This window comes from Streptomyces sp. MI02-7b, from assembly GCF_033793585.1.
Lineage (GTDB): Bacteria > Actinomycetota > Actinomycetes > Streptomycetales > Streptomycetaceae > Actinacidiphila.
Genome location: NZ_JARAWX010000024.1, coordinates 98,780 through 120,369 on the forward strand (window position 1 = coordinate 98,780; position 21,590 = coordinate 120,369).

Sequence of the window (21,590 nt, forward strand, 5' to 3'; positions counted from 1 at the left end):
CGGTGAAGACGGTGCGGGTTCGTGGGGGCTGGCCGCGCAGTTCCCCGCGCCCCCTCCGGAGGCCCGGCCGGTGAGCCCGTGCGGGTCCGCGGCGGCTGATCGCGCAGTTCCCCGCGCCCCTGACAGGGACCCGACGGCGGCCGCGCTTCGTACGGCCGGCGGCGAGGCGCCGCGGGACCGCGGCTTCTTCCGAGGCCGCGGCAAGGCGCAGCTGGAGCCGGTCCGACCAGGAGTCCTGGACCGACGGGTCACCCGGCAGGTCGGTCACCGAGGTGCTCTGGAGCGCGGCGAGCTCCCGTGCGCGGCGTGCGGCGTACGCGCGGGTCCGTTCGGTGCCGAGGCGGTCGATCCAGGCCGGGCGATCGGATGCCGGGACGAGGTCGAGGGCGTGCAGGACGATGCCGAGGGCGATGCTGTCGCCGGGCTCGGCGGCCACGGCGCCGAACAGGTCGGGCAGGCGGGCCGGGTCGTCCACGGCCGCGCGGTACGTGGCCCACCGCGCGTGCCCGCCCGAGTCGGCGGGTGGCATTCAGGCTTTCTCGGTGCGCGGGCTGTGCTGGCGGCCCAGGGTCGAGGCGGCCACCGAGTTGTGCACCGTGAACGCGATGGTGCCGGGCAGGTAGCGGTCCTCCGACCACTCCACCGGCGCGCCCGCCGGATCGGTCGTGCGGCGCCGTTCGCGCAGCAGGACCTGGCCGGTCGGGCACTGCAGGAGCCGGACGTCGTCCTCGTCGGCCCATGCGATGTCGATGGTGTGGTCGGCGTCCGTGAAGAGCACCCCGTGACCCACCAGGGCCTCGGTGTGCGACACGACGTCGGGCGCCAGCTCGGCCACCAGGGCGCCCACTCGGGCGGGGTAGACGGACCGTTCGACCATCACCGGTTCTCCGGACAGGGTCCGCACCCGCAGCACGAGGTAGACCTCCGCCCCCGCTTCCAGGCCCAGTTGCGCGGCCTCCTCGGGCTCGGCCGGGCGCCGCACGACCCGGTCGACCCGGCCGCCCGGCGTCTCGCCGAGGGAACGCGCCCAGTTGGTGAAGCTCAGCAGTTCGGAGAAGCTCTGCGACCGCGGGCCGCCGAGCACCGTGCGCGGGGTGCCGCGCCGGGAGGTGACCAGGCCGTCCGAGCGCAGTACGGCCAGCGCGTGCCGCACCGTGCCGCGGGAGACCCCGTAGCGCTCGGCCAGCGTGCCCTCGGGGGGCAGCTTGGCGCCGGAGGCGTACTCACCGGTGATGATCGCCGCGCGGAGCTCGGCGGCGACCCTCCGGTACCGCAGGTCGCTGTCGCCGCCGCCGTGGTCCTCACGCAACGTGTCTCCCGGCCGGTCTCGTGTCCACCGGACCGGCAGTGCGGCCGGCCACGGACCGACCCTATCCGGCCGGACCCGCGGCTCCGGGCCCAGGTGGGGCGTGCCGCGGGGCCGGTCCGGGGCGACCGCCCCGGACCGGCCCCCTGCGGAGTCGCGTCACACGGCGTGGACGGTGCCCGCGTACCGCTGGACGAAGCGGGTGCCGGTGCCCGCGGTGACGGTCACGTCGTACCGGCCCTCGTCGGTGCGCCACTTCACGGTGTCGTTGTGGCCGGCCCGGACCCAGACGGTCTCCTCCTCGCCGGAGAAGTCGTTGGGCGTGACGGTGAAGGCCACGTCGGAGCCGCCCTCGTTGCGCAGCTCCAGCTCGACCGTGGTGTGCCCCGGGTCGTCGGCGCGGCGCAGGGTCGCGGCGACGAGCGGCGCGGCCACGTCGTCCTGGCCGTCGCGGACGACGGTCCCCGCGAAGCGGCGGACGAAGCCGTCGGCGCCGTGCACGGAGAAGTCGTAGCGGCCGTCGGTGGCCGCCGCGTCCCACACATAGGTGCGGGACGAGTGCGGCTGGACCGTGAACGGGGTGCCGACGCGCGGCAGGGCGACGTTGGGCAGCACGGTGAAGTGGTAACCCACGGTGCCGTCGTTGGTCAGCGTGCAGGTGACCTTGCCGGTGGCCCGGTCGACGGTGACGTCGGCCCACGGCAGGTAGGGCAGCGGGCGGTGCGGACGCTCGCCCTCCTCCTGCACCGGCATGGCCTGCGCGGTGGGGATCTTGACGCCGGGCAGGGAGTTGCCGGCGTCCGCCTTCGCCATCAGCGCGACGGTGTCCGGCAGGGCCGGGATGCTGTAGTCGGGCTTGGTGAAGTCGAAGGCGCTGGTGAGGTCGCCGCAGACGGTGCGCCGCCACTCGGAGATGTTGGGCTCCCGCACACCGGTCACGCGCTCCAGGAATTGCACCACCGACGTGTGGTCGAAGACCTGGGAGTTGACCCAGCCGCCGCGCGACCAGGGCGAGACGACCCACAGCGGCACCCGGCTGCCCAGGCCGATCGGCTTGCCGTTCGCGAACTCGTCCTTGGTGCCCGGCTCGGGCATCGGCGGGATGACGTGGTCGAAGTAGCCGTCGTTCTCGTCGTACATGACCAGGAAGACGGTGTGCTTCCAGACCTCGGGGTTGGAGAACAGCGACTGGAGCGCGGTGTCGACCCAGTGGGCGCCGTAGTCGGGGCCGGCCGACGGGTGCTCACTGAACAGGTAGGGCGCCACCAGCCAGGAGACGGTGGGCAGGGTGCCGTCCTTGCAGTGCTTGTCGAACGCCGTGGGGTCGAACTTGGTCATGGCGTTGATGTAGCGCGGGTCGTCCTTGGGGAACGCGTGGAACTGCCTGAAGTACGACAGCGCGTTGTCGTCGTAGTCGCCGTAGCGGTCGTCGGAGCCGTCCGGGTTGTGGTAGACACGCCAGCTGACGCCGGCCTCTTCCAGCCGCTCCGCGTACGTCGTCCAGTCGGCCACCGGGTTGTCGGTGACCGGGGTGTTGTCGGTCCACGGGCCCGTGGTGCCGTCGACGCCGGGGCCGGCGGTGCCGGTCCACAGGTAGAGGCGGTTGGGGTCGGTGGGGCCGTTCAAGGAGCAGAAGTAGCCGTCGCAGAGGGTGAAGGCGTCTGCGAGGGCGTACTGGTAGGGGATGTCCTCGCGGTTGAAGTAGCCCATGGTGCGCTCGCCCTTGGCGGAGACCCACTTGTCCATGGAGCCGTTGTTGACGGCGGAGTGGCCCGTGTCCCAGTCGTGCGGGAGGCCGCCCGCGTTCTGGGCGTTGTACTTGGTGGTGTCCATCCGGAAGGGCAGCAGGTAGCCCTCGGAGCGGCTGCGGTCCGGCTGGCGGAACACGGAGTCGCCGTTGGGGAGCACGACGGCCTGGCGGTCGCCGAAGCCCCGCACACCGCCCAGCGTGCCGAAGTAGTGGTCGAAGCTGCGGTTCTCCTGCATCAGGATGACGACGTGCTTGACGTCGGCGATGCTGCCGTCCCGGTCGTCGTGGCTCGCGGCCTCGGCCGTGCCGGGCAGTCCGACGGCTGCGGCGGCAGCCCCGGCGGCGGCGGTGCCGATGAAGGCGCGGCGGCTGAACTGGGTCATGGGGTGGTCCTTCGGTTCGTTCGGGTCAGCCGCGGGCGGACAGCGAGAAGGTGACGACGGCGGCGGCGTGGTCGGAGGGCCAGCCGTTGGCGGCCGTGCCGGGCACGGGCCGGGGCCAGCCGGTGACGAGGCTGTGCGCCTCGACGACGCGGAGCGGGCCCGCGTACTGGACCTGGTCGACGCGGTCCTGCGGCTCGGCTCCGGTGCCGCCGTCGCGCTGCGGCCTGACGGGGGACCATGTGGTGCCGGGCACGGCGACGGGGTCGGAGTGGACGGCGCGGAAGGCGTCGACGAGTCCGGCCTGCTCCAGGGTCCCGGTGACGGGCCAGCGCAGGCGGCCCACTCCCCCGTGCTGGTCGGCCGTCCTGGCTGTCCAGTCCAGGTGGGAGGGCGAGGCGAGGCCGGCCGCGAGGACGACCGGGCCGCGGGAGGCGATGTCGGCCCGCATCGCGGCCGCCAGCGCGGTGACCTGCCGGTAGCGGAGCGTCTGCTCCTCCGCCGTCTCGACCTGGGCCGCGGTGCGGCCCGCGAGCAGCGCGTACGGCCCGTAGTCCGCCTCGTCCAGCTGGGCGGTCCACAGCCGCACCGCGGGACCGCCGGGCGGCCGCAGCGTGGCGGCGGCCGCCGGCAGGTCCGCGGTGGGGGCGACGACGTCGGTGAGCGGGTAGCGGCTGACGATGCCGAGACCGCCGGCCTGGTGGACGTCCCAGCCGAGCGCCCGGGCCAGGTCGCCGGCCGCGGTGCCGCCGGACTCCTGGAGGGCGACGACGTCGAGGCCCTGGGTGAGCACCAGGCCCAGCAGCTTCTCCGCGAAGCCGTCGACGTGGGTGCCGCCGTCCCAGAGGTTCAGCGAGGCGACCTTGAGCGGGATGCGGTCGCGGTCGTCGCGGACCGGCACCTGGACGGTGATCGTGTCCGTGCCCGCCGCGCTGTCGGTGACGGAGACGACCAGGCGCCCGGGGTTCTTGGGCGTGTTGGCGGGCGCCTTGCCGCTGACGGTGCCGTCCGCGGCCACCGACAGCCAGCTGTCGCCGCCGGCGCTCTTGAACGTCGCGCTGCCGGCCGGGTTGCCCTCGGGCCGGACCCACAGGCCCGCCAGCGGCACGGAGAACTCGGCGCCCTCCAGCTGCGGGGCGGTCGTGAGGGCGTCCACCACCGCGTGCGGGCGCGGGATGACGGGGCGGGGCAGGAAGCTGAACGGCGCGGTCTTGGCGAGGATGCCGTAGCCGTCCTTCGCCAGCAGGTAGCCCGTGTACGGACCGCCGGTCAGGCCCGAGGTGTTGATCGTGATGTCGCCGGAGGCGGCCGGCGTGTACTCCCACGCCAGCGACGAGCCGGTGCCGGGCTGCCGGTCGCCGTCGTAGACGCCGACCCAGTTCGTCGCGTTGGGCGCGTCGGTCGTCCAGTGGAAGACGACCTGGTCGCCCTCGTACGGGTTGGCGGTCTTGAGGGTGATCGAGTCGCCGGTGGGTGCGCCGGCGAAGCTGAACGGCGCGCTCTGGGCGAGGATGCCGTAGCCGTCCTTGGCCAGGAGGTAGACGGTGTACGGCCCGCCGCTGAGGCCGGAGGTGTCGAGCGTCGCCGTGCCGGAGGCACCGGGGACGTACGTCCACACCAGGGAGCCGCTGCCGCTCGCCGGCTTGCGGTCGCCGTCGTACACGCCGATCCAGTTCTTCGGGTCGGGGGAGTCCGTCGTCCAGGTGAAGCTCAGCTTGTCGCCCCGCTGCGGGGACGCCGTGGAGCTGAGCGCGATGGTGCTCCCGGACGCTGCGTCACGAGTGAGAGGTGGCACGGTGATGGGTCCTCTCCGCCCGGGCACCGCCGCGACGGACCCGGGTGAGCAAAGTTGTCTATATAACTTCGCTCTAGCAAGCCGTCCCGTGGCGACGTCCCGGTGAACGCGGGATTGCCGCCGACCGGGCGGCAAACGGAATTCTCGCTCCGTGCGGCGCGAGCGCCGACGAGCGCGAGAAGCGGTGAAACACCAGGCCAACGGCGACTGTCGGGCCGAGGTGGGGCGCGCCGGGGGTGCGCGGGCGGGCGGCACGCACGCCCGCGCGACGCGCCGCCCGGTCGCGGAAGGTGCGCGCGGCCGCGAGGGGAACTGTGCGCAGCCGGGCCCGCGACGATCGGGGCGCCCCGGGGCCGGCCGTTCGCGAACCGCGTCAGGCCCGCCCGTGTGGACTCGCCCGGCGCGCGCTCCGAGGTCACCGGCATCCGCGGGTCCCGTTCGTATGATCGCCAGGCTCAGGACGACGTCGGCACCGAGGCGGTCGGGACGTGACACAGGCGGGAATCGACTACGCGGCGGTCTTCCGGGGCCTGCCCAGCGCGGTGGCGCTCCTGACCCCGCAGCTGTTGTTCCTCGACGCCAACGAGGAATACCTGTCCCTGTCGGGCCGTCCGGCCACGGAGGTCATCGGGCACTTCCTCTTCGACGTGTTCCCCGACAACCCCGCCCACCGGGGGGCGTCCGGTATGCGCAACCTCGGAGCGTCCCTTCGGCGCGTCGCGTCGACCGGCGAACGGGACGCCATGGCGCTGCAGCGGTACGACGTCGAGGACCCCGAGCACCCCGGTCAGTGGGAGGAGCGCTACTGGAGCCCGGTCAACACGCCGGTGTTCGGCGACGACGGGCACGTGGCGCTGGTGGTGCACCGGGTGGAGGAGGTCACCGAGCTCATCCGCGCCCGGGGCCGCCCCGACCAGGACCGCGCCAGGGTGCTGGAGGCCGAGCTGTACGGCAGGGCCCGCGAGCTCCAGGAGGTCAACGAGCGGCTGCGGCGCGCCCACGCCCGGGAGCGCGAGGTGGCGCTCGCCCTCCAGGCGGCGATGCTGCCCGCCCCGCACCCGCTGGGGCAGCACCGCGTGGCGGTGCGCTACCGGCCGGCCACGGGCGCGCTCAACGTGTGCGGCGACTGGTACGACCTGGTGGAACTGCCCGGCGAGGGCGACCGGATCGGTGTCTCGGTCGGTGACGTCGTGGGGCACGGCCTGCCCGCGGCGTGCGTCATGGGGCAGTTGCGCAGCGCGCTGAGCGCGGCCTCACGGGTCGCGGACGGCCCGGCCGGCGCCCTGGAGGTCCTGGGGCTGTACGCCCGCTCGGTGCCCGGGGCCGAGTCGACGACGGCGGTGAACACCTTCGTCGACTGGGGCGAGCGGACCATCACCTACAGCAGTGCCGGACATCCGCCGCCGGTCCTGCTGCACGCCGACGGCACGGTGGACTTCCTCGACCAGGCCACCGACCCGCCGCTGGGCGTCCGTCCTCACCATGTGAGCAGGCCGCAGGCCGTCGTCCGGTTCAACACGGACGACACGCTCGTGCTCTACACCGACGGCCTGGTCGAGCGGCGCGGCGAGGACATCGACGCCGGTCTCGCCCGGCTCGCCGACGTCCTCGCCCGGCACCGCGGCGCGGGACCGGAGCGGCTCGCCGACGCGGCGCTCGGCGAGTTGCTGCCGCCCGGCGGGATCACCGACGACACGGCGCTGGTGGTCGTCCGCCTCTGAACGGTGCGAGGACGGCGACGGGCCGTCAGCTGAAGCCGACGACGGCATGCGGCCGGTAGGGCTCCTCCAGGGCCTTCAGCTCCGCCTCGTCCAACCGCAGGTCGAGCGAGCCGACGGCGTCGAGCAGGTGCTGCTCCTTGCCGACCCCCACGATGGGGGCGGTCACCCCCGGCTGCCGCAGCAGCCAGGCCAGGGCGACCTGGGCCCGCGGCACGCCGCGCCGGGCGGCGATGGCGGCCACCGCGTCGACGACGACGCGGTCCTGCTCGGGGTAGAGGCTCCGGCCGAACTCGTCGGTCTCCTGACGGGCGCTGCCGGCGTCCCAGTCCCGGGTGAGGCGGCCGCGGGCCAGCGGACTCCACGGCGTCACGCCGACGCCCTGGTCGGCGCAGAGCGGCAGCATCTCGCGCTCCTCCTCGCGGTAGAGAAGGTTGTAGTGGTTCTGCATGCTGACGTACTTCGTCCAGCCGCCCAGCTCCGCGGTGTGCTGGGCCTTGGCGAACTGCCAGGCGTACATGGAGGACGCGCCGATGTAGCGCGCCTTGCCCGCCTTGACCACGTCGTGGAGGGCCTCCATGGTCTCCTCGACCGGGGTGTCGTAGTCCCAGCGGTGCGTGATGTAGAGGTCCACGTAGTCGGTGCCGAGGCGGCGCAGGCTCGCGTCGATCTCGGAGTGGATCGCCTTGCGCGACAGGCCCGCGCCGTTGGGACCGGGGCGCATGCGGCCGTGCACCTTGGTGGCCAGGACGATGTCGTCGCGGTTCGCGTGCTCGGCCAGCACCCGCCCCACGATCTCCTCACTCGTGCCGTCGGAGTAGACGTTGGCGGTGTCGAAGAAGGTGACGCCGGCGTCGAGGGCGGCCCGGATCAGCGGGCGCGCGGCGTCCTCGTCGAGCGTCCAGGGGTGGTTGCCGCGCTCCGGCACGCCGTAGCTCATGCAGCCGAGACAGATGCGCGATACGTCCAGACCGGTGGAGCCGAGTTTCGTGTACTGCACGTTCCTACCTACCTCCGCGGATGGGTTCTTCGGGGCGTGCGCCGGCAGAGCACCTGCCCGCCCTCTCGCCCGGCACAGCACCTCGGATCATGCCCCTCGCCCGGACCGGCATCCCCGGCGAGGGCGGGCCGCCGCGGCGTCACGGGGTCGCGGGGCCGTGCACGGCGGTCACCGACAGGACGGTGACGCCGGTCGCGGCGCAGCCCACCAGCGTGTCGTCCGGCAGGAAGAGGGCGTCGCGCTCGTCGGGCGGGTAGACGCGCAGACCCCGGGCCTTCTCCGGCGCGCACGTCTTCACATCGTAGTTCCCGGCCTGGGCGATGCGCAGCAGGGCCTCCGCGGAGCCGCCCCGCGGCAGCACGACGGCCGCTCCGGGACTTCCCGCGCGCTCGGCCGGTTCGCCGATCTGCCGGCCCGAGGCGCCGCCGACCAGGGAGACCCCGGGAAAGCCGCGCAGGGTGCAGGGGCCCGGTCCGGAGTTGACGAAGACCAGCGCGCGCTCCACCGAGCCCGCTGCGCCCTCGGACCCGCCGAAGGCGATCTTGAGCTGTGCGGACCGGCATGCGGTGACCTCGGACACCGGAGCGGAAGCGGGTGCGGACGGCCGCACCACGGGCGACCGGGTGCTGGCGGACGGCACGGGTGCGGCGGTCGTCGGGTCGCCGCTCTCCGAGGGAAGGACGCTCGCCGGCGGAGCGGCGGGCCGCACGCCCGGGTCGCCGCCGCCGCTGCCGCTGCCGGGCAGGGGCACCAGGAACACCGCGGCCGCCAGGCATCCGCTCAGGGCGGTGCCGAACGCGACCGCCCGCCGGCGCCGCGCGGACCGGGCCCGGCGGCGGACGGCGGTGAAGGCACCGGGCGGCGGGGCCAGCAGGACGACGGGCTGCCGGAACGCCTCGGCGATCTCGCTCGGCACGTCCTGCGCGCGCCCGGCGCCGGCCTCGGCGGGGTCACCCGGGTCAGACGGTCGTTTCATGAAGCCCCCTGAGAGAGGCCCGCAGGTGCTGCCGGGCTGCGTGCAGATCGCTCTTGACCGTGCCGGGGCGGCGGTGCAGCGCTGCCGCTATGTCGTTCACGGACAGGTCGGCGTAGTAGTGCAGGAGTACCGGGACGCGCAGCCGCCTGGGCAGGGCCTCCACCAGGGCGCGGATCTCGGTGCCGTGGTCGGCGGCCGGGGCGTGGTCCACCGCCACGGCCTCCAGCTGCCGTACGGCGTCCTTCTCCCGCTCCTGCCGGCGCCAGTGGTCCTTCACGAGGTTCGCCGCGATGGAGAAGAGGTACGGTGCCGGTTCGCGGACCGTCGCCCACCGCGACCACAGCCGTGTGAACGACTCGGCCGCGATCTCGTGCGCGATGGCGTCGCTGTCCACGAGCCTGCGGCACCAGCCGGCCAGGCGCGGATAGAAGGACTCGAAGAACTCCTCCGCCTCCGCTGCGCTGCTCACACCGAATCCGCCATTCCTGTCTCGCTCCCCCGACCCGCGCGACGGCACCGCGCCCGTCAGACGGTGACGACGCTCTTCCAGCCGCCGACGGGCCGCTCCCCCACATTAAGCCGTTGCATATTGCGCACGACCGTGGGGTGCTGTGCCTCCAGCCAGTCGCAGAACTGGCGGAACGAGACCATGCGGACGTCGTCCTTCCGGGCCATCTCGCCGATCACCTGCTCCACGGCGTCCATGTAGATGCCGCCGTTCCACTGCTCGAAGTGGTTGCCGATGAAGAACGGGGCGCGGTTGCCGTTGTAGGCGCGCTCGAAGCCGGCCAGGTAGGCGCCGCGGGCCTGGTCGCGCCAGGCGGGACGGCGCGCGGGGTCGCCCTGGGTGGTGCCGGACTGGTTGGCGAGCATGTTGTAGTCCATGGAGAGCACCTCGAAGCTGTGCCCGGGGAACGGTACGGACTGCAGCGGGAAGTCCCAGATGCCGAGCTTGCGGCGCGGCCAGACCTGGAGCCCGCCCGGCGAGCTGGCGTCGTACCGCCAGCCCAGGGAGGCCGCGGTGGACAGCAGGTTGAACTGGCCCATCAGGCAGGGTGTGCGGCCGCCGACGAGTTCCTTGGTGTAGTCGAAGGGCAGCGGGTCCAGGTCCTGGAAGCCGGTGTTGGTCCGCCACTCCTGCACGAAGCGGGTGGCCTGCTCGATCTCGCTGCGCCACTGCGCGGGCGACCAGCGCTTCACCGAACCCCAGCCACCGCAGAAGTGGCCGTTGAAGTGGGTGCCTATCTCATGCCCCTCGAGCCATGCCGCCCTCAACTGCTGCAGCGTCAGCCGTATGTGGGCGTCCGTCAGGTAGCCGATGTCGGAGGCGCCGACCGGGTTGCGGGGCGGGTCGTACAGGTGCTTCTTGGACTCGGGCAGCAGGTACAGACCGGAGAGGAAGAACGTCATGGCCGCGCCCGCCTCCTCGGCGATCTTCCGGAAGCGGGCGAAGAGACCGTTGTCCAGTTCGCCGGCACCGTCCCAGGAGATCACGACGAACTGCGGCGGCCGCTCGCCCTTCTCCAGCCGGTGGACCTCCGGCTGCCGCGGCTGGGCACCGGTCAGCGAGGTCGAGCCGTCGCCTATCAGCCGCGGCCGCTCGATGCTGGGCGGCTCGTCGCGCGGCGGCGCCGAGGACGGCGGCGGGGAGGGCTCCGAGGAGGACCGTGCCGGAGACGGGTTGCCGTGCGCGAAGGCCTCACCGCCCGCACCGCGGTACAGCGCGTAGCCGCCGGCCGACAGCAGGCCCCCGGCACCGAGTCCCATGAACAGCCTGCGAGGCAGCCGGGACGGTTCCCCGTGCGGACGACGTGACGCGCTCACTTTGACTCACTCACTGTTGACGGCGGATCACCCGGAGCCGTCGCGTCCTCACGACGGCACTGGTATAGAGACCGGCGCGGCGCCCTTGGTTGTCACGGAACGGTAAAGGCAGCCCGGACCGGCCTCCGCCCCGGGCGCGGGCGGCGCCTCCGGCAGTCGCCGGACGGCCGCTTCCGGCGCCGGCGACAGACCTTCCCGGGCCCGGGTCCGCGTTCCGGAGACCACCGGGATCGAGGGTCCGCGGTTCCGGGTGGAAATGCCGCCGCAGAGTCAGCCGGTGATCACACCCACCGCGATACCGAGCGTCGCGGTGTTGTAGACGAACGACAGAATGCTGTGCGAGAGAATGCGGGTCCGGATCGTGGAACTCTGCGTCTCCACGTCGGAAACGGAGAACGTGGTGCCGAGCGTGAAGGAGAAATAGGCGAAGTCCGCGAAATTCGGGCGCTTGGTGTTGGGGAATGCCAGCACCTCGTCCGGCAGGGTGGCGTAGTACACCTGCGCATAACGCTCCGCATAGCCGAAGTGGAGGATCGCCCAGGCGAGCAGGACGGCGGGGACACCGACGAGCTTGGAATACAGATCGGACAGGCCGTGCCCCTTGTCGATGACGATCATCACCCCCGCGACGATGCCGATGAGGCTGGTGAAGACCGTGAAGACCAGGCCGGACCGCCGGCCGAGCATCCCCTTGAGCCAGTCGGCGCTGTCACTGTCGACGTAGCGCCTGCTCTTCCTGAGACGGGATATCCGGGTCGCCAGGTACACGAGGGCCAGAACGTCCCAGAGCCCGATGTACGTCCTGGTGTGGGTGTCGAGGACAACAATGGCGACGCCGAGGAGGATGAGTGCGGCCTCGGTCATTCTGGACATTGCGAGCAGGATTTTGCTGAACATCGTTCCTTCTTCGGGGAATCCCGGTCCGGCTTTCGCGCGGGACGGGCGAATGCCGGCGGCAATGGCACCGCGACTGTAGCCCACCTCTCCCCTCGCACGGACCACAGGAAAGCATCAACCCGATACGTAGGCAGCCAAATCACACCGGAAGTGGGACCCCAGTCCGGATAGGGGCGGCGGAAAACCGGGGGAAGCAGTCGGCGACCGGCGGGGTTGTTCCCAGTACGGGGCACGCGGCCCCGCGGACACCGGTGGCGGAGGGAGCGGTCCATGAACACATCGCCACTCGACCTTTCCGGACGGCGGGTCCTCGTCACGGGGGCCGGCAGCGGGATCGGGCGCGCACTGGCCCTGGAACTCGCCGTGCGACGCTGTTCCTTGGTGCTCGCCGGACGGCGCGCCGCGCCACTGGAGGAGACCGCCCGACTCGTCACCGGGCGCGGCGGGACGGCCCGTGCCGTGACCCACGACCTCACGTCGGAGAGGGGGCCCGAGCAGGCGGTCGAGGACGCCGTGCGCATCCTGGGCGGCCTGGACGTGCTGGTCAACAACGCGGGAAACGTACGGGCCGGGGCACTGGACGAGGACATCGCGGCCGCGGACATCCACGCGATGGTCGGACTGAACCTCCTCGCGCCGATCCTCGCGACCCGGGCCGCGCTGCCGCATCTGCGCGCGGCCGGCGCCGCACACGGTCACGCGGTGGTGCTCGGCATCGCGTCCGGCGCGGCACTGGTGGGCATGCCGTACTACAGCGTGTACGCGGCGACGAAGGCGGGCCTGGCCCGTTTCGACGAGGCGTTGCGCAGGGAGTTGTGGGGCAGCGGCGTCCACGTCGCGACCGCGTACCCCGGGGGGACGCAGACGCCGATGATGGAGTCCTCCCGGGCGGGCGCCGACCTGGGGTACGGGCGGCGGCCGGTCGAGGAGGTCGTCAGGGAGATCGTCGCGGGCGTGGAGGCGGGTGAGGTGGACATCAACACCCAGCGTCCCGAACGCCGTGAGCTGCAGCGGCTCAACACCGCCGATCCCCTCGCGGTCGACGCGGCGCTGGCTCCCTCACTGGCGGCGATGCGCGAGGCGGTACGCGGCCACCGCAGCATCTGAGCCCGCGCCGGGCCCGTTCAGCCCGTGGCGCGCAGCCAGTCGCGCGCCGAGCGCGGGGTGACCAGCCGTACGACGCGCAGCGGTGCGAAGCGACGGTCGAGGGACCGCCGTTCGATCTCCGCACGCCGGGCCGCGTGCTGGGACCACGCCCACCGCACAGGGTGGTCGGCACGGAACCAGGAGGACACCGTCTCCACGTTCCCGCCGAAGATCCGCTCGCGCAGCACGGTCCTCCGCAGCGACCTGCGCACAATCCGCGGCATGACGACCGATCGGGGGTAGTCGAGCCAGACCACGGTGTCGGCGTGCGTCCACACCAGGTCCCTGACCTCCGGGTAGCCGAAGGAGTCGAAGACCCACCGGGGACCGGCCGCGATCTCCGCCACCCGGTCGCGGAACGCCGGATCGGCGGCCCATCCGGGTCCGGTGAACTTCAGGGAGTCCATCTCGTGGAACGGCAGGTCCAGGCGCGCGGCAAGCACACGGGCCATGGTGGTCTTGCCCGCACCGCTGATACCGACGACCAGGACGCGTCTCATCCGGCCAGGTTATCCCCGCCGTTCCCGCCGCCGGTCAGCGCCCCGGCCGCCGTACCGCCGCGCGGCGGCACACCACCGACCACGTGGCGCGGGCGGGCGGCGCACCGGCCGGCAGCCATCGCGTCCCCGAGGCGAAGGCCACCGTGCGCGCGCCCACCAGGTGGCACCAGACGGCCGTCTCGGTGAAGCCGCCGTGGACGGTCTCCTCGTAGTACCAGCCGGCGGTGACGCGGCGGTCCTCGGTGAGGAAGGGCTGCTGCAGGTACCGCTGCACCGCGGGTGGCAGGTTGCCGAGGAAGTCCCGTGCCTCCTGCGTCAGTTCGGGTTCGGCAGGCGCGGCCGGCTCCGGCACGGGACCGTGCGCCGCGCCGTCCGGGCGGTGCCGGGACAACAGCGAGGCGGCGGCGCCGGTGGCGCTGGTCCGGGCGGAGGGCACGCCGGCGCCGCCGGAACCTCCGGGACTGCCGCGGAAGGCCTGCTCGTGGAAGGACGCGGGGTCGAGAAGGAGCGTACGGACGCGGTACCCGGTTCCGCCGCGCCGCCCGGCCACCCGTTCGGCGACGCGGAAGGCGAACCGGCCGAACGTCACGGCCTCGTCCCCGGTCCCCGTGAGCCGGGTGGCCCACCACTCCAGCAGCGCACCGCTGTCGTGCTCCAACTGCTGCCGCACCTCGGGCGGGAGCATCGCCCAGCACTGGTGCCGGTCCGGCATCGCGGTGGTCGGCATGCCGCCCGCGGTGTGGACCCGGCCCTCGACGGCCGGCGGGGTGCGCGACGCTCCTCCGGCGTTGCGCGTCGTCCGCCCCGCACCCGGCTCGCCCGGCACCGGCGTTCCCCCCACGGCCCACCGCCTTCCCAATGATGCCCGTCGTATTCTAGGGCGCGGACCGGTGCCCGCGACTGTGCGTGCCGAGCTCAATTCCTCTACAGCAGCGGCGCCTTGGGCTCAGTACAGCACCTTGAGCGCACCGGGCCGGATCCGCGCGGTGACCGGGAGGACGGCGTCGACCTCGCCGTCCGCGCCGTAGGGGACGTCCCGGTCGGCCTCGATGCGGATCTCCCTGCCCCGGACGATCTCGACCTCGGGCCGGTGCACATGGGCGCCGGTCTTGAGTTCGTTCATCAGGGCGAAGAAGAGGCGGCGCGGCGCGTCGTGGATCATGACGACGTCGAGCAGCCCGTCGTCCACGCGGGCGCCGGGCGCGATCGCGCGACCGGAGCCGTAGTAGCCGGAGTTGGCGGCCACGACCGTGTAGCCGCGGCGCTCGTGCGGCACCCCGTCGACGGTGACGCGGTAGGCGGCCGCGCGCCAGCCGGCGACCGCGCGCAGTCCGCCGGCGTAGTACGAGGCCGCGCCGCTCAGCAGCCGGGAGGCGTTGGCGTGGCGGTTGGCGAGGGCGTCGACGCCCGCGTAGACGCTGCCCAGCACCACCGTCCGGTGGTGGACCGCGGAGTCGATCTCGATGGTGTCGACCGGGCGGGGGTCCCGGTGGAGCAGAACGCGGGCGAGTTCGTCCGGCCCCGAGGGAAGGCCGAGGGCACGGGCGAAGTCGTTGCCGCGGCCGGCGGGCACCAGGCCGAGCACGCCGGCCGTGCCGCTGAGGGCGCCGCCGATCCCGCCCACGATGCCGTCCCCGCCGACGGCGAGCACGACGCGGCCCGACGCGCCCGCGCGGCGGGCGAGTTCCCGGGCGTGGGGCAGGCTTGTGCTGTACTCCGTCTCCAGCTCCGCACCGGCCTCGCGCAGCAGCCGGGCGAGCGGAAGCAGGGCGGCGGCCCCGGTGGACCCCCCGGCGGTGGGGTTGACGACGGCCGTGAACTGTCGCATGCGCGTGCCTCCGGGACGGGAGTGGGCCTCAGCGGACGGGGAGGAGGATGCCGGGGTTCAGCAGGCCTGCCGGGTCGAGCGCGTCCTTCACGGCCCGCAGCGCGGCGATGCCCAGCGGGCCGGCCTCGCGGACGTACCAGTCGCGGTGGTCGGCGCCCACGCCGTGGTGGTGGCTGATGGTGCCGCCCGCGGCGATGATCGCCTCGTTCGCGGCGGTCTTGGCCGGGGCCCAGTGGGCGACGGGGTCCTCGCCCTGCGCGGACACGACCGTGAAGTAGAGCGAGGCGCCGTTCTCGTAGACGTGCGAGATGTGGCACATCACCAGGGGCGGCGTGCCGGCGCCCGCGAGGGTGGCGGTCAGCGCGTGGCGCACCGAGTCGTACAGCTCCGGCAGGCGCGACCAGAACGTCGCGGTCTCCAGGGTCTCGGCGAAGGCGCCCGCGTCGAGCAGGGCGTCCCGCAGATAAGGGGCGGAGTAGCGGCCGTGGGCCCAGCGCTGCCCGGGTTCCTCTCCGAGGTACTCGCCGCCGCAGTCGCGCAGCACCGCCGCGGCCCGGGCGCGGCGGTAGGCGGTGTCCTCCTCGGTGCCCTCGTAGCCGGTGACGGCGACGCAGCCGGCCGCCGAGAGGCCGTCGGAGGCACCGATGGCGTCGGGCTGGGCCAGGCCGATCATCGTCTCCGTCTCGTCGGACAGCCGCAGCACCGTGGGCCGCGGGCCGTCCTGGGCGAGCCGGCGCAGCGCGGCCGCGCCCTCGGCGAACCCGGGGAAGCGCCAGCCCTCGTAGACCGTGACCCGCGGGACCGGGCGGATGCGCACGGTGACAGAGGTGATGACGCCGAGCGCGCCCTCGGAGCCGAGGACCAGCTGACGCAGGTCCGGGCCGGCGGCGGAGCGCGGCGCGCGGCCGGCGTCCAGGGTGCCGCGCGGGGTGGCGACGGTCAGGCCCAGCACCATCTCGTCGAAGCGGCCGTATCCGGCGGACGCCTGGCCGCTGGAGCGCGCGGCGGCGAAGCCGCCGATGGTGGCCCACTCGTAGGACTGCGGGAAGTGGCCGAGGGTGAAGCCCTGTTCGGCCAGCAGCGCCTCGGCGTCGGGGGCGCGCAGGCCGGGCTGCAGGATCGCGGTCCGCGACACCGGGTCCAGGGACAGCATCCGGTCCATGCGGCGCAGGTCGAGGGCGACGAAGGGGCGGCCGCCCTGCGGGGCCAGCCCGCCGACGACGGAGGTGCCGCCGCCGAACGGCACGACGGTCAGGTCGTGTTCCGCGCACACGGCCAGCACCGTCAGCACCTCGTCGTGGCCGGCGGGCAGCACGACGGCGGCGGGGAGGTCGGCGACGACGTCGCCGGCCCGGATGCGCAGCAGGTCGGGGGTGGACTTGCCGCGGGTGTGCCGGATCCGGCTCTCCGCGTCGGTACGGACGTACGACGTGCCGCCGACGGCGTCGGCGAGCGCGTCACGGGCCTCGTCGCCGAGCGGGCTCTCGGGGACCTCGATCCCGTCCAGACCGGCCGGGGCGGCTTCGCGGGGCGTGACCCCGAGGAGATCGCGCAGCAGGCCGATCACGGTGTCGGGCAGTGGGGCCGCCTTGGCCGGGTCGCCCCAGCCGCTCCACAACATGTCCACGTCGTCGTCCTCACCGGTCGGGGCAGGGATGCGGGCTCCTGCGGGGCTCACAGGCGTTACACTGTGACACATGACGCCTATTCGTCACAACACTCGGACAGCGGCGGATCCGGTGCTCGACGCGGTCCGCGACTGCGTCCTGGCCGTCGGCGTCCGCCGCACGACCCTCACCGACGTGGCCCGCCGCGCCGGCGTCTCCCGCATGACCCTGTACCGGCGCTGGCCCGATGTCCGTACCCTGGTCGGGGACCTGATGACCCGTGAATGGGTGAGCGTGGCGACGGACGCGATGCCGCGGCACACCGAGGACCGCGACATCCGGACCCAGCTGGTCGACGGACTGGTGGACGGCGTCCGCACCTTCCGGGCGCACCCGCTCTTCGTCAAGATCGTCGACGTCGATCCCGAACTGCTGCTCCCCTATGTACTCGACCGCCGCGGCGCCAGCCAGGACGCGGTGCTGCGACTGGTCACCACCGCGCTGGAGGCGGGCCACGCCGACGGCTCCGTCCGACGCGCCCACCCCGCCCGGCAGGCGCGGGCCGTGCTGCTGCTCGTGCAGTCGTTCACGCTCTCGCTGCGCACGATGACCGACGAGGACGACCCCGACCTGAACTCGGCCGCGTTCCTCCAGGAACTGCGGCTCATGCTGGAGAGGACCCTGACGCCATGAGCCCCACGAGCAGCCCGGCCGCCTCCGCTTCGCACGCCCCGTCCACCCCGTCCGCCCCGCTCGCGTCGTCGCTGTCCGCGGTCCGCCGCGCTCGCGAACTGGCCGAACTCGCGGACAGCGGCGTCACCGTCGACGTCCTCGTCGTCGGCCTCGGCGCCACCGGCGCGGGGGCCGCCCTCGACGCCGCCTCGCGCGGCCTGTCGGTCGCCGCCGTCGACGCCCACGACCTCGCCTTCGGCACCTCGCGCTGGAGCTCCAAGCTGATCCACGGCGGTCTGCGCTACCTCGCCTCCGGCCAGTTGGACGTCGCGCACGAGAGCGCCGTCGAACGCGGCGTGCTGATGGAGCGCACCGCCCCCCACCTGGTCAGGGCCCTGCCCTTCGTGCTCCCGCTCACCCCGCTGGTCTCGCGCGGCCAGGCGGCCCTGGCCTGGACCGGTTTCCGGGCCGGCGACGCGCTGCGGCTGGCCGCCCGCACCTCCCGCGCCACGCTGCCGGCCCCGCGCCGGCTCTCCGCCGTGGAGACGCGGCACCTCGCCCCCGCGCTGCGCCCGTCCGGGCTGCGCGGCGGCCTGCTGTCCTGGGACGGTCAACTCACCGACGACGCGCGTCTGGTGACGGCGATCGCCCGCACCGCCGCCGCGCACGGCGCACGGGTCCTGACCCGGGTCCGCGCGGTCGCGCTCACCGGCTCCGGCGCCCTGATACGCGACGAACTCACCGGCGCGGAGACCGAGATCCGCGCCCGCGCCGTGGTCAACGCCGCCGGGGTGTGGGCGGGCGGACTGGTGGACGGCATCCGCCTGCGGCCCTCGCGCGGCACCCACCTCGTCCTGCGCGCGGAGCCGCTGGGCGACCTCCCCGCGGGCCTGCACATCCCGATCCCCGGCGAGTCCAACCGCTTTGTGCTCGTGCTGCCGCAGGGCGACGGCCGGGTCTACGTCGGCCTGACCGACGAGCCGGTCGACGGCGACATCCCCGACGTGCCGGAGGTCCCCGAGACCGACATCGGCTTCCTCCTCGACGTGCTCGGCACCGCGCTGGACGCCACGGTGGGACGCGAGGACGTCGTCGGCGCCTTCGCCGGACTGCGGCCGCTCCTGGACACCACGGCCGACGGCGCCGGGCACACGTCCGACATCTCCCGCAAGCACGCGGTCCTGACCTCGGGCGACGGTGTCGTCACCGTGGTCGGCGGCAAACTGACCACCTACCGGCGGATGGCGCAGGACGCGGTCGACGCCGCGGTGTCCGCCCGCGGCCTCGGCGCCGGGCCGTCCCGCACGGCCTCCCTGCCGTTGGTCGGCGCCGCCCCGGCCGCGGAGCTGACCGATCTGGCGGCGCCGCGCCGCCTGGTGCGGCGGTACGGCACCGAGGCCCCGGCGGTCCACGCCCTCGGCGCCGCGGAACCGGCGCTGCGCGAGCCCGTCGTGCCGGGACATCCCGTGACCCGCGCCGAACTCCTGTGGGCGGTACGCCACGAGGGCGCCCTCGACGCCGCCGACCTCCTCGACCGGCGCACCCGCATCGGACTGGTCCCCGCGGACCGCGCGGAGGCCGTCAAGGCGGCGGAGGAGGCACTGGCCCGCGCGGCCGGGGCGTGACGCGGCGGGACCGGCCCGCGTCCGGACGGCACGCCCTCGGGCCGGCAGGGGGATTCCGGCCCGGAACACGTGCGCGCTTCCGCCGCAACTCGACCGGGAACGGAGCGTGTTTGCGGACCGGCTTCCGGGGCACCCGAACATCGCGGTGAACGGTGCAGTCGGGTGCCGGACCCCTCTCCGGCCGGCATCCGGCTGTGCACCCGCATTCTCCGGTCGCCCCTTTCAGGCAGCCGCACAGTCATGCATTCGTCCCCAGGAGGCACACGTGGTTCCCCTTTTGCTGGTCCTGCTTCTGGCCGTTGTTCTCTTCGGGGCCGGATTCGCTCTCAAGGCCCTGTGGTGGGTCGCCCTGGTCATCCTGGTGCTCTGGCTGCTGGGCTTCGTCATGCGCGGCACCTCCTCGGGAGGCGGCAGGTCGCGCTGGTACCGGTGGTGACCTCCCACTGACTCCTGCGGACGGCGGCGGCCCTCGGGCCGCCGCCGTCCGCATGCGCGCACCCGGGGCCCACCGGGCACATCCGGCGCGCCGTCGCCCTGCGTGACACCCCGGAGCCGGGGTAAGCGGCGATCAGACACACCGTTCGGCCCGGTCGGTGCCGCGGACTATCGAGGAGAGACCCATGCTCATGGCCCACCCCGCTGTGCTGAACGACCTCGTCGACCGTTACGAGACGCTGCGCGTGCTCGACCCGGCGGACCCGGTGGTCCGGCGCCGGCTGGAGGACGTCTCGTACACCCTGTGCGTGGCGACCGGCACCAGCGACGTGGACGCCGCCCTCATCGCCGCGCGGCTGCGCCTGCCGGGCGCGAGGCCGCTGGACGATTCGGCCGTCGCATGACAGCCGTTCGCACCGTGGGCGTCGAGGAGGAACTCCTCCTGCTGGACGCCGAGACCGGCGAACCCCGGGCGCTGTCGACGGCGGTGCTGGCCTCGGCACGCCGCGACGGGGCGGCCGCGGGCGAGGTGTTCGAGTCGGAACTGCAGCGCCAGCAGCTGGAGTTCGCCACCCGGCCGCAGGTCCGGATGGAGGACCTGGGCGCCGAGATCACCCGCTGGCGGGCCGAGGCGGCCCGGCACGCCGAGGACCTCGGCGCCTCGGTCGCCGCGCTCGCCACCTCGCCGCTGCCGGTGGACCCCGCCCTCAGCACCGGCGAGCGCTACCGGTGGCTGCGCGACCAGTACGGGCTGACCACACAGGAACAGCTCACCTGCGGCTGCCACGTCCACGTGGCGGTGGAGTCGGACGAGGAGGGCGTCGCGGTCCTGGACCGGATCCGCCCGTGGCTGCCCGTGCTGCTCGCGCTGAGCGCCAACTCCCCCTTCTGGCAGGGCCAGGACAGCGGCTACGCCAGTTACCGCAACCGGGTGTGGGGACGCTGGCCCTCGGCCGGTCCGGTCGAGGTCTTCGGCTCCGCCGACCGCTACCACGAACTGGTCACCGCGATGGTGGGCACGGGCGCGCTGCGCGACGCGGGCATGGTCTACTTCGACGCCCGGCTCTCGCAGACCTACCCCACCGTGGAGATCAGGGTCGCCGACGTGTGCCTGGAGGCATGGCACACGGCGCTGCTCGCCACCCTTGTACGGGCCCTGGTGGAGACCGCGACCCGGCGGTGGAAGGACGGCGAGCCGCCGGCGCGCCACAGTGTCGCGCTGCTGCGGCTGGCGACGTGGCGGGCGGCCAGCGAGGGGCTGGGCGGGCGGCTCCTCCACCCGCTCGGCATGGAGCCGGTGCCGGCCGAGGCGGCGGTACGCGCCCTGTTCGAGCACGTACGTGACGCCCTGGAGGACAACGGCGACCTCGTGCCCGCCCAGGAGGCCCTCGCCGGCCTGCTGAAGGCCGGCAACGGGGCCCGCTTCCAGCGGGACCTGCGGGAACGGGGCGACGACCTGCGGGCCGTGGTCGCCGCGTGCGTGCGGCGCACCCGGCGATGAGCCGGCACGCCGCCCGGCGGCGGCTACTCGCGCGGCAGCTTGGTGACCGTGTCGAGGTAGAAGGCGTCGATGCTCTGCACGGCGCGTTCGAAGTCGTCCAGGTTGACCGGCTTGGTGACATAGGCGTTGGCGTGCCGCTGGTACGCGCCGGTGACGTCGTCGGGCGCGGAGGAGGTGGTCAGGACGACGACCGGGATGGCGCGCAGGTCGTCGTCGGCCTTGAGGATGGCCAGCAGCTCGCGGCCGTTCATGCGCGGCATGTTGAGGTCGAGCACGATCAGGTCGGGGCGCGCGTTGCTCTTGTCGCGCAGGTAGTCGAGCGCGGCGACACCGTCCTCGACCTGGGTGAGGTTCCGGGCGCCGCGCTCGGACAGGGCGTCCCCGATGAGCATGGCGTCGGCGGGGTCGTCCTCGACCAGCAGCACGTCGTAGGGGCGGGGTGAGGCGATCATCATCATCATCGGCTCCGGGTCCGGTCGGTGCCTCGCGGGAGGCGGTGGGGGGATGCGGTGGTCACGAGGCCGGGCCGGCGTCCGCGGGCGCCCCGGCGGACGGCGAGGTCGTCGACCGCCGTCGCCGCGGGCGCGGTGGTCCCCCGCTCGGCGGGGCGCGGGGAGGAGTGGGTGCCGG

General features: G+C 73.7%; 20 protein-coding genes. 7 read left to right on the forward strand and 13 right to left on the reverse strand.

The genetic code is table 11. The features are described 5' to 3' along the window. Positions 1–529: 529 nt before the first annotated feature. The 3 genes from PV364_RS31925 to PV364_RS31935 all read right to left on the reverse strand — a co-directional run bounded on the left by PV364_RS31925 (position 530) and on the right by PV364_RS31935 (position 5,231). Entirely contained in the window at positions 530–1,309 is a 780-nt protein-coding gene (locus PV364_RS31925; protein ID WP_319663991.1) for a GntR family transcriptional regulator, read from the reverse strand. A 156-nt stretch (positions 1,310–1,465) separates the two neighbouring features. Further along, positions 1,466–3,439, reverse strand: a complete 1,974-nt coding sequence (locus PV364_RS31930; RefSeq protein ID WP_319663993.1) for a phosphocholine-specific phospholipase C — start codon at positions 3,437–3,439, stop codon at positions 1,466–1,468. Positions 3,440–3,464: 25 nt separating this feature from the next. After that, entirely contained in the window at positions 3,465–5,231 is a 1,767-nt protein-coding gene (locus PV364_RS31935) for a hypothetical protein (protein ID WP_319663994.1), read from the reverse strand. Between the two features lie 488 nt (positions 5,232–5,719). Between PV364_RS31935 and PV364_RS31940 the strand changes: the two genes are divergently transcribed. Next, positions 5,720–6,952, forward strand: a complete 1,233-nt coding sequence (locus tag PV364_RS31940) for a PP2C family protein-serine/threonine phosphatase (RefSeq protein WP_319663995.1) — start codon at positions 5,720–5,722, stop codon at positions 6,950–6,952. A 25-nt stretch (positions 6,953–6,977) separates the two neighbouring features. Here the strand turns inward: PV364_RS31940 and PV364_RS31945 are convergent, their stop codons facing one another. The 5 genes from PV364_RS31945 to PV364_RS31965 all read right to left on the reverse strand — a co-directional run bounded on the left by PV364_RS31945 (position 6,978) and on the right by PV364_RS31965 (position 11,622). Continuing rightward, on the reverse strand, positions 6,978–7,949 hold the full coding sequence (locus PV364_RS31945; protein WP_319663996.1) for an aldo/keto reductase: 972 nt from the start codon (positions 7,947–7,949) through the stop codon (positions 6,978–6,980). A gap of 139 nt (positions 7,950–8,088) precedes the next feature. Then, the gene (locus PV364_RS31950) at positions 8,089–8,925 is read right to left on the reverse strand and encodes a DUF4232 domain-containing protein (RefSeq protein WP_319663997.1); all 837 of its coding nucleotides are present in this window, start codon (positions 8,923–8,925) and stop codon (positions 8,089–8,091) included. After that, positions 8,909–9,394, reverse strand: a complete 486-nt coding sequence (locus PV364_RS31955) for an RNA polymerase sigma factor (protein WP_319663998.1) — start codon at positions 9,392–9,394, stop codon at positions 8,909–8,911. The genes PV364_RS31950 and PV364_RS31955 overlap by 17 nt, the downstream gene beginning before the upstream one ends. A gap of 56 nt (positions 9,395–9,450) precedes the next feature. Beyond that, positions 9,451–10,692, reverse strand: coding sequence for a hypothetical protein (locus PV364_RS31960; protein WP_319663999.1), 1,242 nt, complete (start codon positions 10,690–10,692; stop codon positions 9,451–9,453). 327 nt (positions 10,693–11,019) lie between these two features. After that, on the reverse strand, positions 11,020–11,622 hold the full coding sequence (locus tag PV364_RS31965; protein ID WP_319664000.1) for a DUF1345 domain-containing protein: 603 nt from the start codon (positions 11,620–11,622) through the stop codon (positions 11,020–11,022). A gap of 294 nt (positions 11,623–11,916) precedes the next feature. On the opposite strand from PV364_RS31965, the gene PV364_RS31970 reads away from it, so the two are divergent. Then, positions 11,917–12,753 (forward strand): SDR family NAD(P)-dependent oxidoreductase, encoded by an 837-nt coding sequence (locus PV364_RS31970; RefSeq protein ID WP_319664001.1) that lies wholly within the window; start codon positions 11,917–11,919, stop codon positions 12,751–12,753. A 17-nt stretch (positions 12,754–12,770) separates the two neighbouring features. Here PV364_RS31970 and PV364_RS31975 read toward each other — a convergent pair whose 3' ends face one another. The 4 genes from PV364_RS31975 to PV364_RS31990 all read right to left on the reverse strand — a co-directional run bounded on the left by PV364_RS31975 (position 12,771) and on the right by PV364_RS31990 (position 16,747). After that, positions 12,771–13,292 carry an AAA family ATPase gene (locus tag PV364_RS31975; protein WP_319664002.1) on the reverse strand — a complete coding sequence of 174 codons (522 nt, stop codon included), beginning with the start codon at positions 13,290–13,292 and terminating at the stop codon, positions 12,771–12,773. A 34-nt stretch (positions 13,293–13,326) separates the two neighbouring features. Continuing rightward, entirely contained in the window at positions 13,327–14,133 is an 807-nt protein-coding gene (locus PV364_RS31980; RefSeq protein WP_319664003.1) for a hypothetical protein, read from the reverse strand. A gap of 105 nt (positions 14,134–14,238) precedes the next feature. After that, positions 14,239–15,120 carry a diacylglycerol kinase family protein gene (locus PV364_RS31985; protein WP_319664004.1) on the reverse strand — a complete coding sequence of 294 codons (882 nt, stop codon included), beginning with the start codon at positions 15,118–15,120 and terminating at the stop codon, positions 14,239–14,241. Between the two features lie 28 nt (positions 15,121–15,148). Beyond that, on the reverse strand, positions 15,149–16,747 hold the full coding sequence (locus tag PV364_RS31990) for an FAD-binding oxidoreductase (RefSeq protein WP_319664025.1): 1,599 nt from the start codon (positions 16,745–16,747) through the stop codon (positions 15,149–15,151). Between the two features lie 70 nt (positions 16,748–16,817). On the opposite strand from PV364_RS31990, the gene PV364_RS31995 reads away from it, so the two are divergent. From PV364_RS31995 to PV364_RS32015, 5 genes are all read left to right on the forward strand, one after another. Then, on the forward strand, positions 16,818–17,420 hold the full coding sequence (locus PV364_RS31995) for a TetR/AcrR family transcriptional regulator (RefSeq protein ID WP_319664005.1): 603 nt from the start codon (positions 16,818–16,820) through the stop codon (positions 17,418–17,420). Then, positions 17,417–19,024 carry a glycerol-3-phosphate dehydrogenase/oxidase gene (locus PV364_RS32000; protein WP_319664006.1) on the forward strand — a complete coding sequence of 536 codons (1,608 nt, stop codon included), beginning with the start codon at positions 17,417–17,419 and terminating at the stop codon, positions 19,022–19,024. The genes PV364_RS31995 and PV364_RS32000 overlap by 4 nt, the downstream gene beginning before the upstream one ends. Before the next feature lie 265 nt (positions 19,025–19,289). After that, positions 19,290–19,460, forward strand: coding sequence for a hydrophobic protein (locus PV364_RS32005; RefSeq protein ID WP_319664007.1), 171 nt, complete (start codon positions 19,290–19,292; stop codon positions 19,458–19,460). Between the two features lie 184 nt (positions 19,461–19,644). Next, on the forward strand, positions 19,645–19,863 hold the full coding sequence (locus tag PV364_RS32010; RefSeq protein ID WP_319664008.1) for a DUF5133 domain-containing protein: 219 nt from the start codon (positions 19,645–19,647) through the stop codon (positions 19,861–19,863). Next, entirely contained in the window at positions 19,860–20,960 is a 1,101-nt protein-coding gene (locus PV364_RS32015; protein ID WP_319664009.1) for a glutamate--cysteine ligase, read from the forward strand. The genes PV364_RS32010 and PV364_RS32015 overlap by 4 nt, the downstream gene beginning before the upstream one ends. 23 nt (positions 20,961–20,983) lie before the next feature. Here the strand turns inward: PV364_RS32015 and PV364_RS32020 are convergent, their stop codons facing one another. Further along, the gene (locus tag PV364_RS32020) at positions 20,984–21,415 is read right to left on the reverse strand and encodes a response regulator (protein ID WP_401973982.1); all 432 of its coding nucleotides are present in this window, start codon (positions 21,413–21,415) and stop codon (positions 20,984–20,986) included. Between the last annotated feature and the right edge of the window lie 175 nt (positions 21,416–21,590).

Excerpts from the sequence above, each read along its gene's own strand:
- PV364_RS31930 (WP_319663993.1), bottom strand. The coding sequence starts at position 3,439 with ATGACCCAGTTCAGCCGCCGCGCCTTCATCGGCACCGCCGCCGCCGGG.
- PV364_RS31950 (WP_319663997.1), bottom strand. The coding sequence starts at position 8,925 with ATGAAACGACCGTCTGACCCGGGTGACCCCGCCGAGGCCGGCGCCGGG.
- PV364_RS31960 (WP_319663999.1), bottom strand. The coding sequence starts at position 10,692 with ATGGGACTCGGTGCCGGGGGCCTGCTGTCGGCCGGCGGCTACGCGCTG.
- PV364_RS31965 (WP_319664000.1), bottom strand. The coding sequence starts at position 11,622 with ATGTCCAGAATGACCGAGGCCGCACTCATCCTCCTCGGCGTCGCCATT.
- PV364_RS31970 (WP_319664001.1), top strand. The coding sequence starts at position 11,917 with ATGAACACATCGCCACTCGACCTTTCCGGACGGCGGGTCCTCGTCACG.
- PV364_RS31975 (WP_319664002.1), bottom strand. The coding sequence starts at position 13,292 with ATGAGACGCGTCCTGGTCGTCGGTATCAGCGGTGCGGGCAAGACCACC.
- PV364_RS31985 (WP_319664004.1), bottom strand. The coding sequence starts at position 15,120 with ATGCGACAGTTCACGGCCGTCGTCAACCCCACCGCCGGGGGGTCCACC.
- PV364_RS31995 (WP_319664005.1), top strand. The coding sequence starts at position 16,818 with ATGACGCCTATTCGTCACAACACTCGGACAGCGGCGGATCCGGTGCTC.
- PV364_RS32000 (WP_319664006.1), top strand. The coding sequence starts at position 17,417 with ATGAGCCCCACGAGCAGCCCGGCCGCCTCCGCTTCGCACGCCCCGTCC.
- PV364_RS32010 (WP_319664008.1), top strand. The coding sequence starts at position 19,645 with ATGCTCATGGCCCACCCCGCTGTGCTGAACGACCTCGTCGACCGTTAC.
- PV364_RS32015 (WP_319664009.1), top strand. The coding sequence starts at position 19,860 with ATGACAGCCGTTCGCACCGTGGGCGTCGAGGAGGAACTCCTCCTGCTG.
- PV364_RS32020 (WP_401973982.1), bottom strand. The coding sequence starts at position 21,415 with ATGATGATCGCCTCACCCCGCCCCTACGACGTGCTGCTGGTCGAGGAC.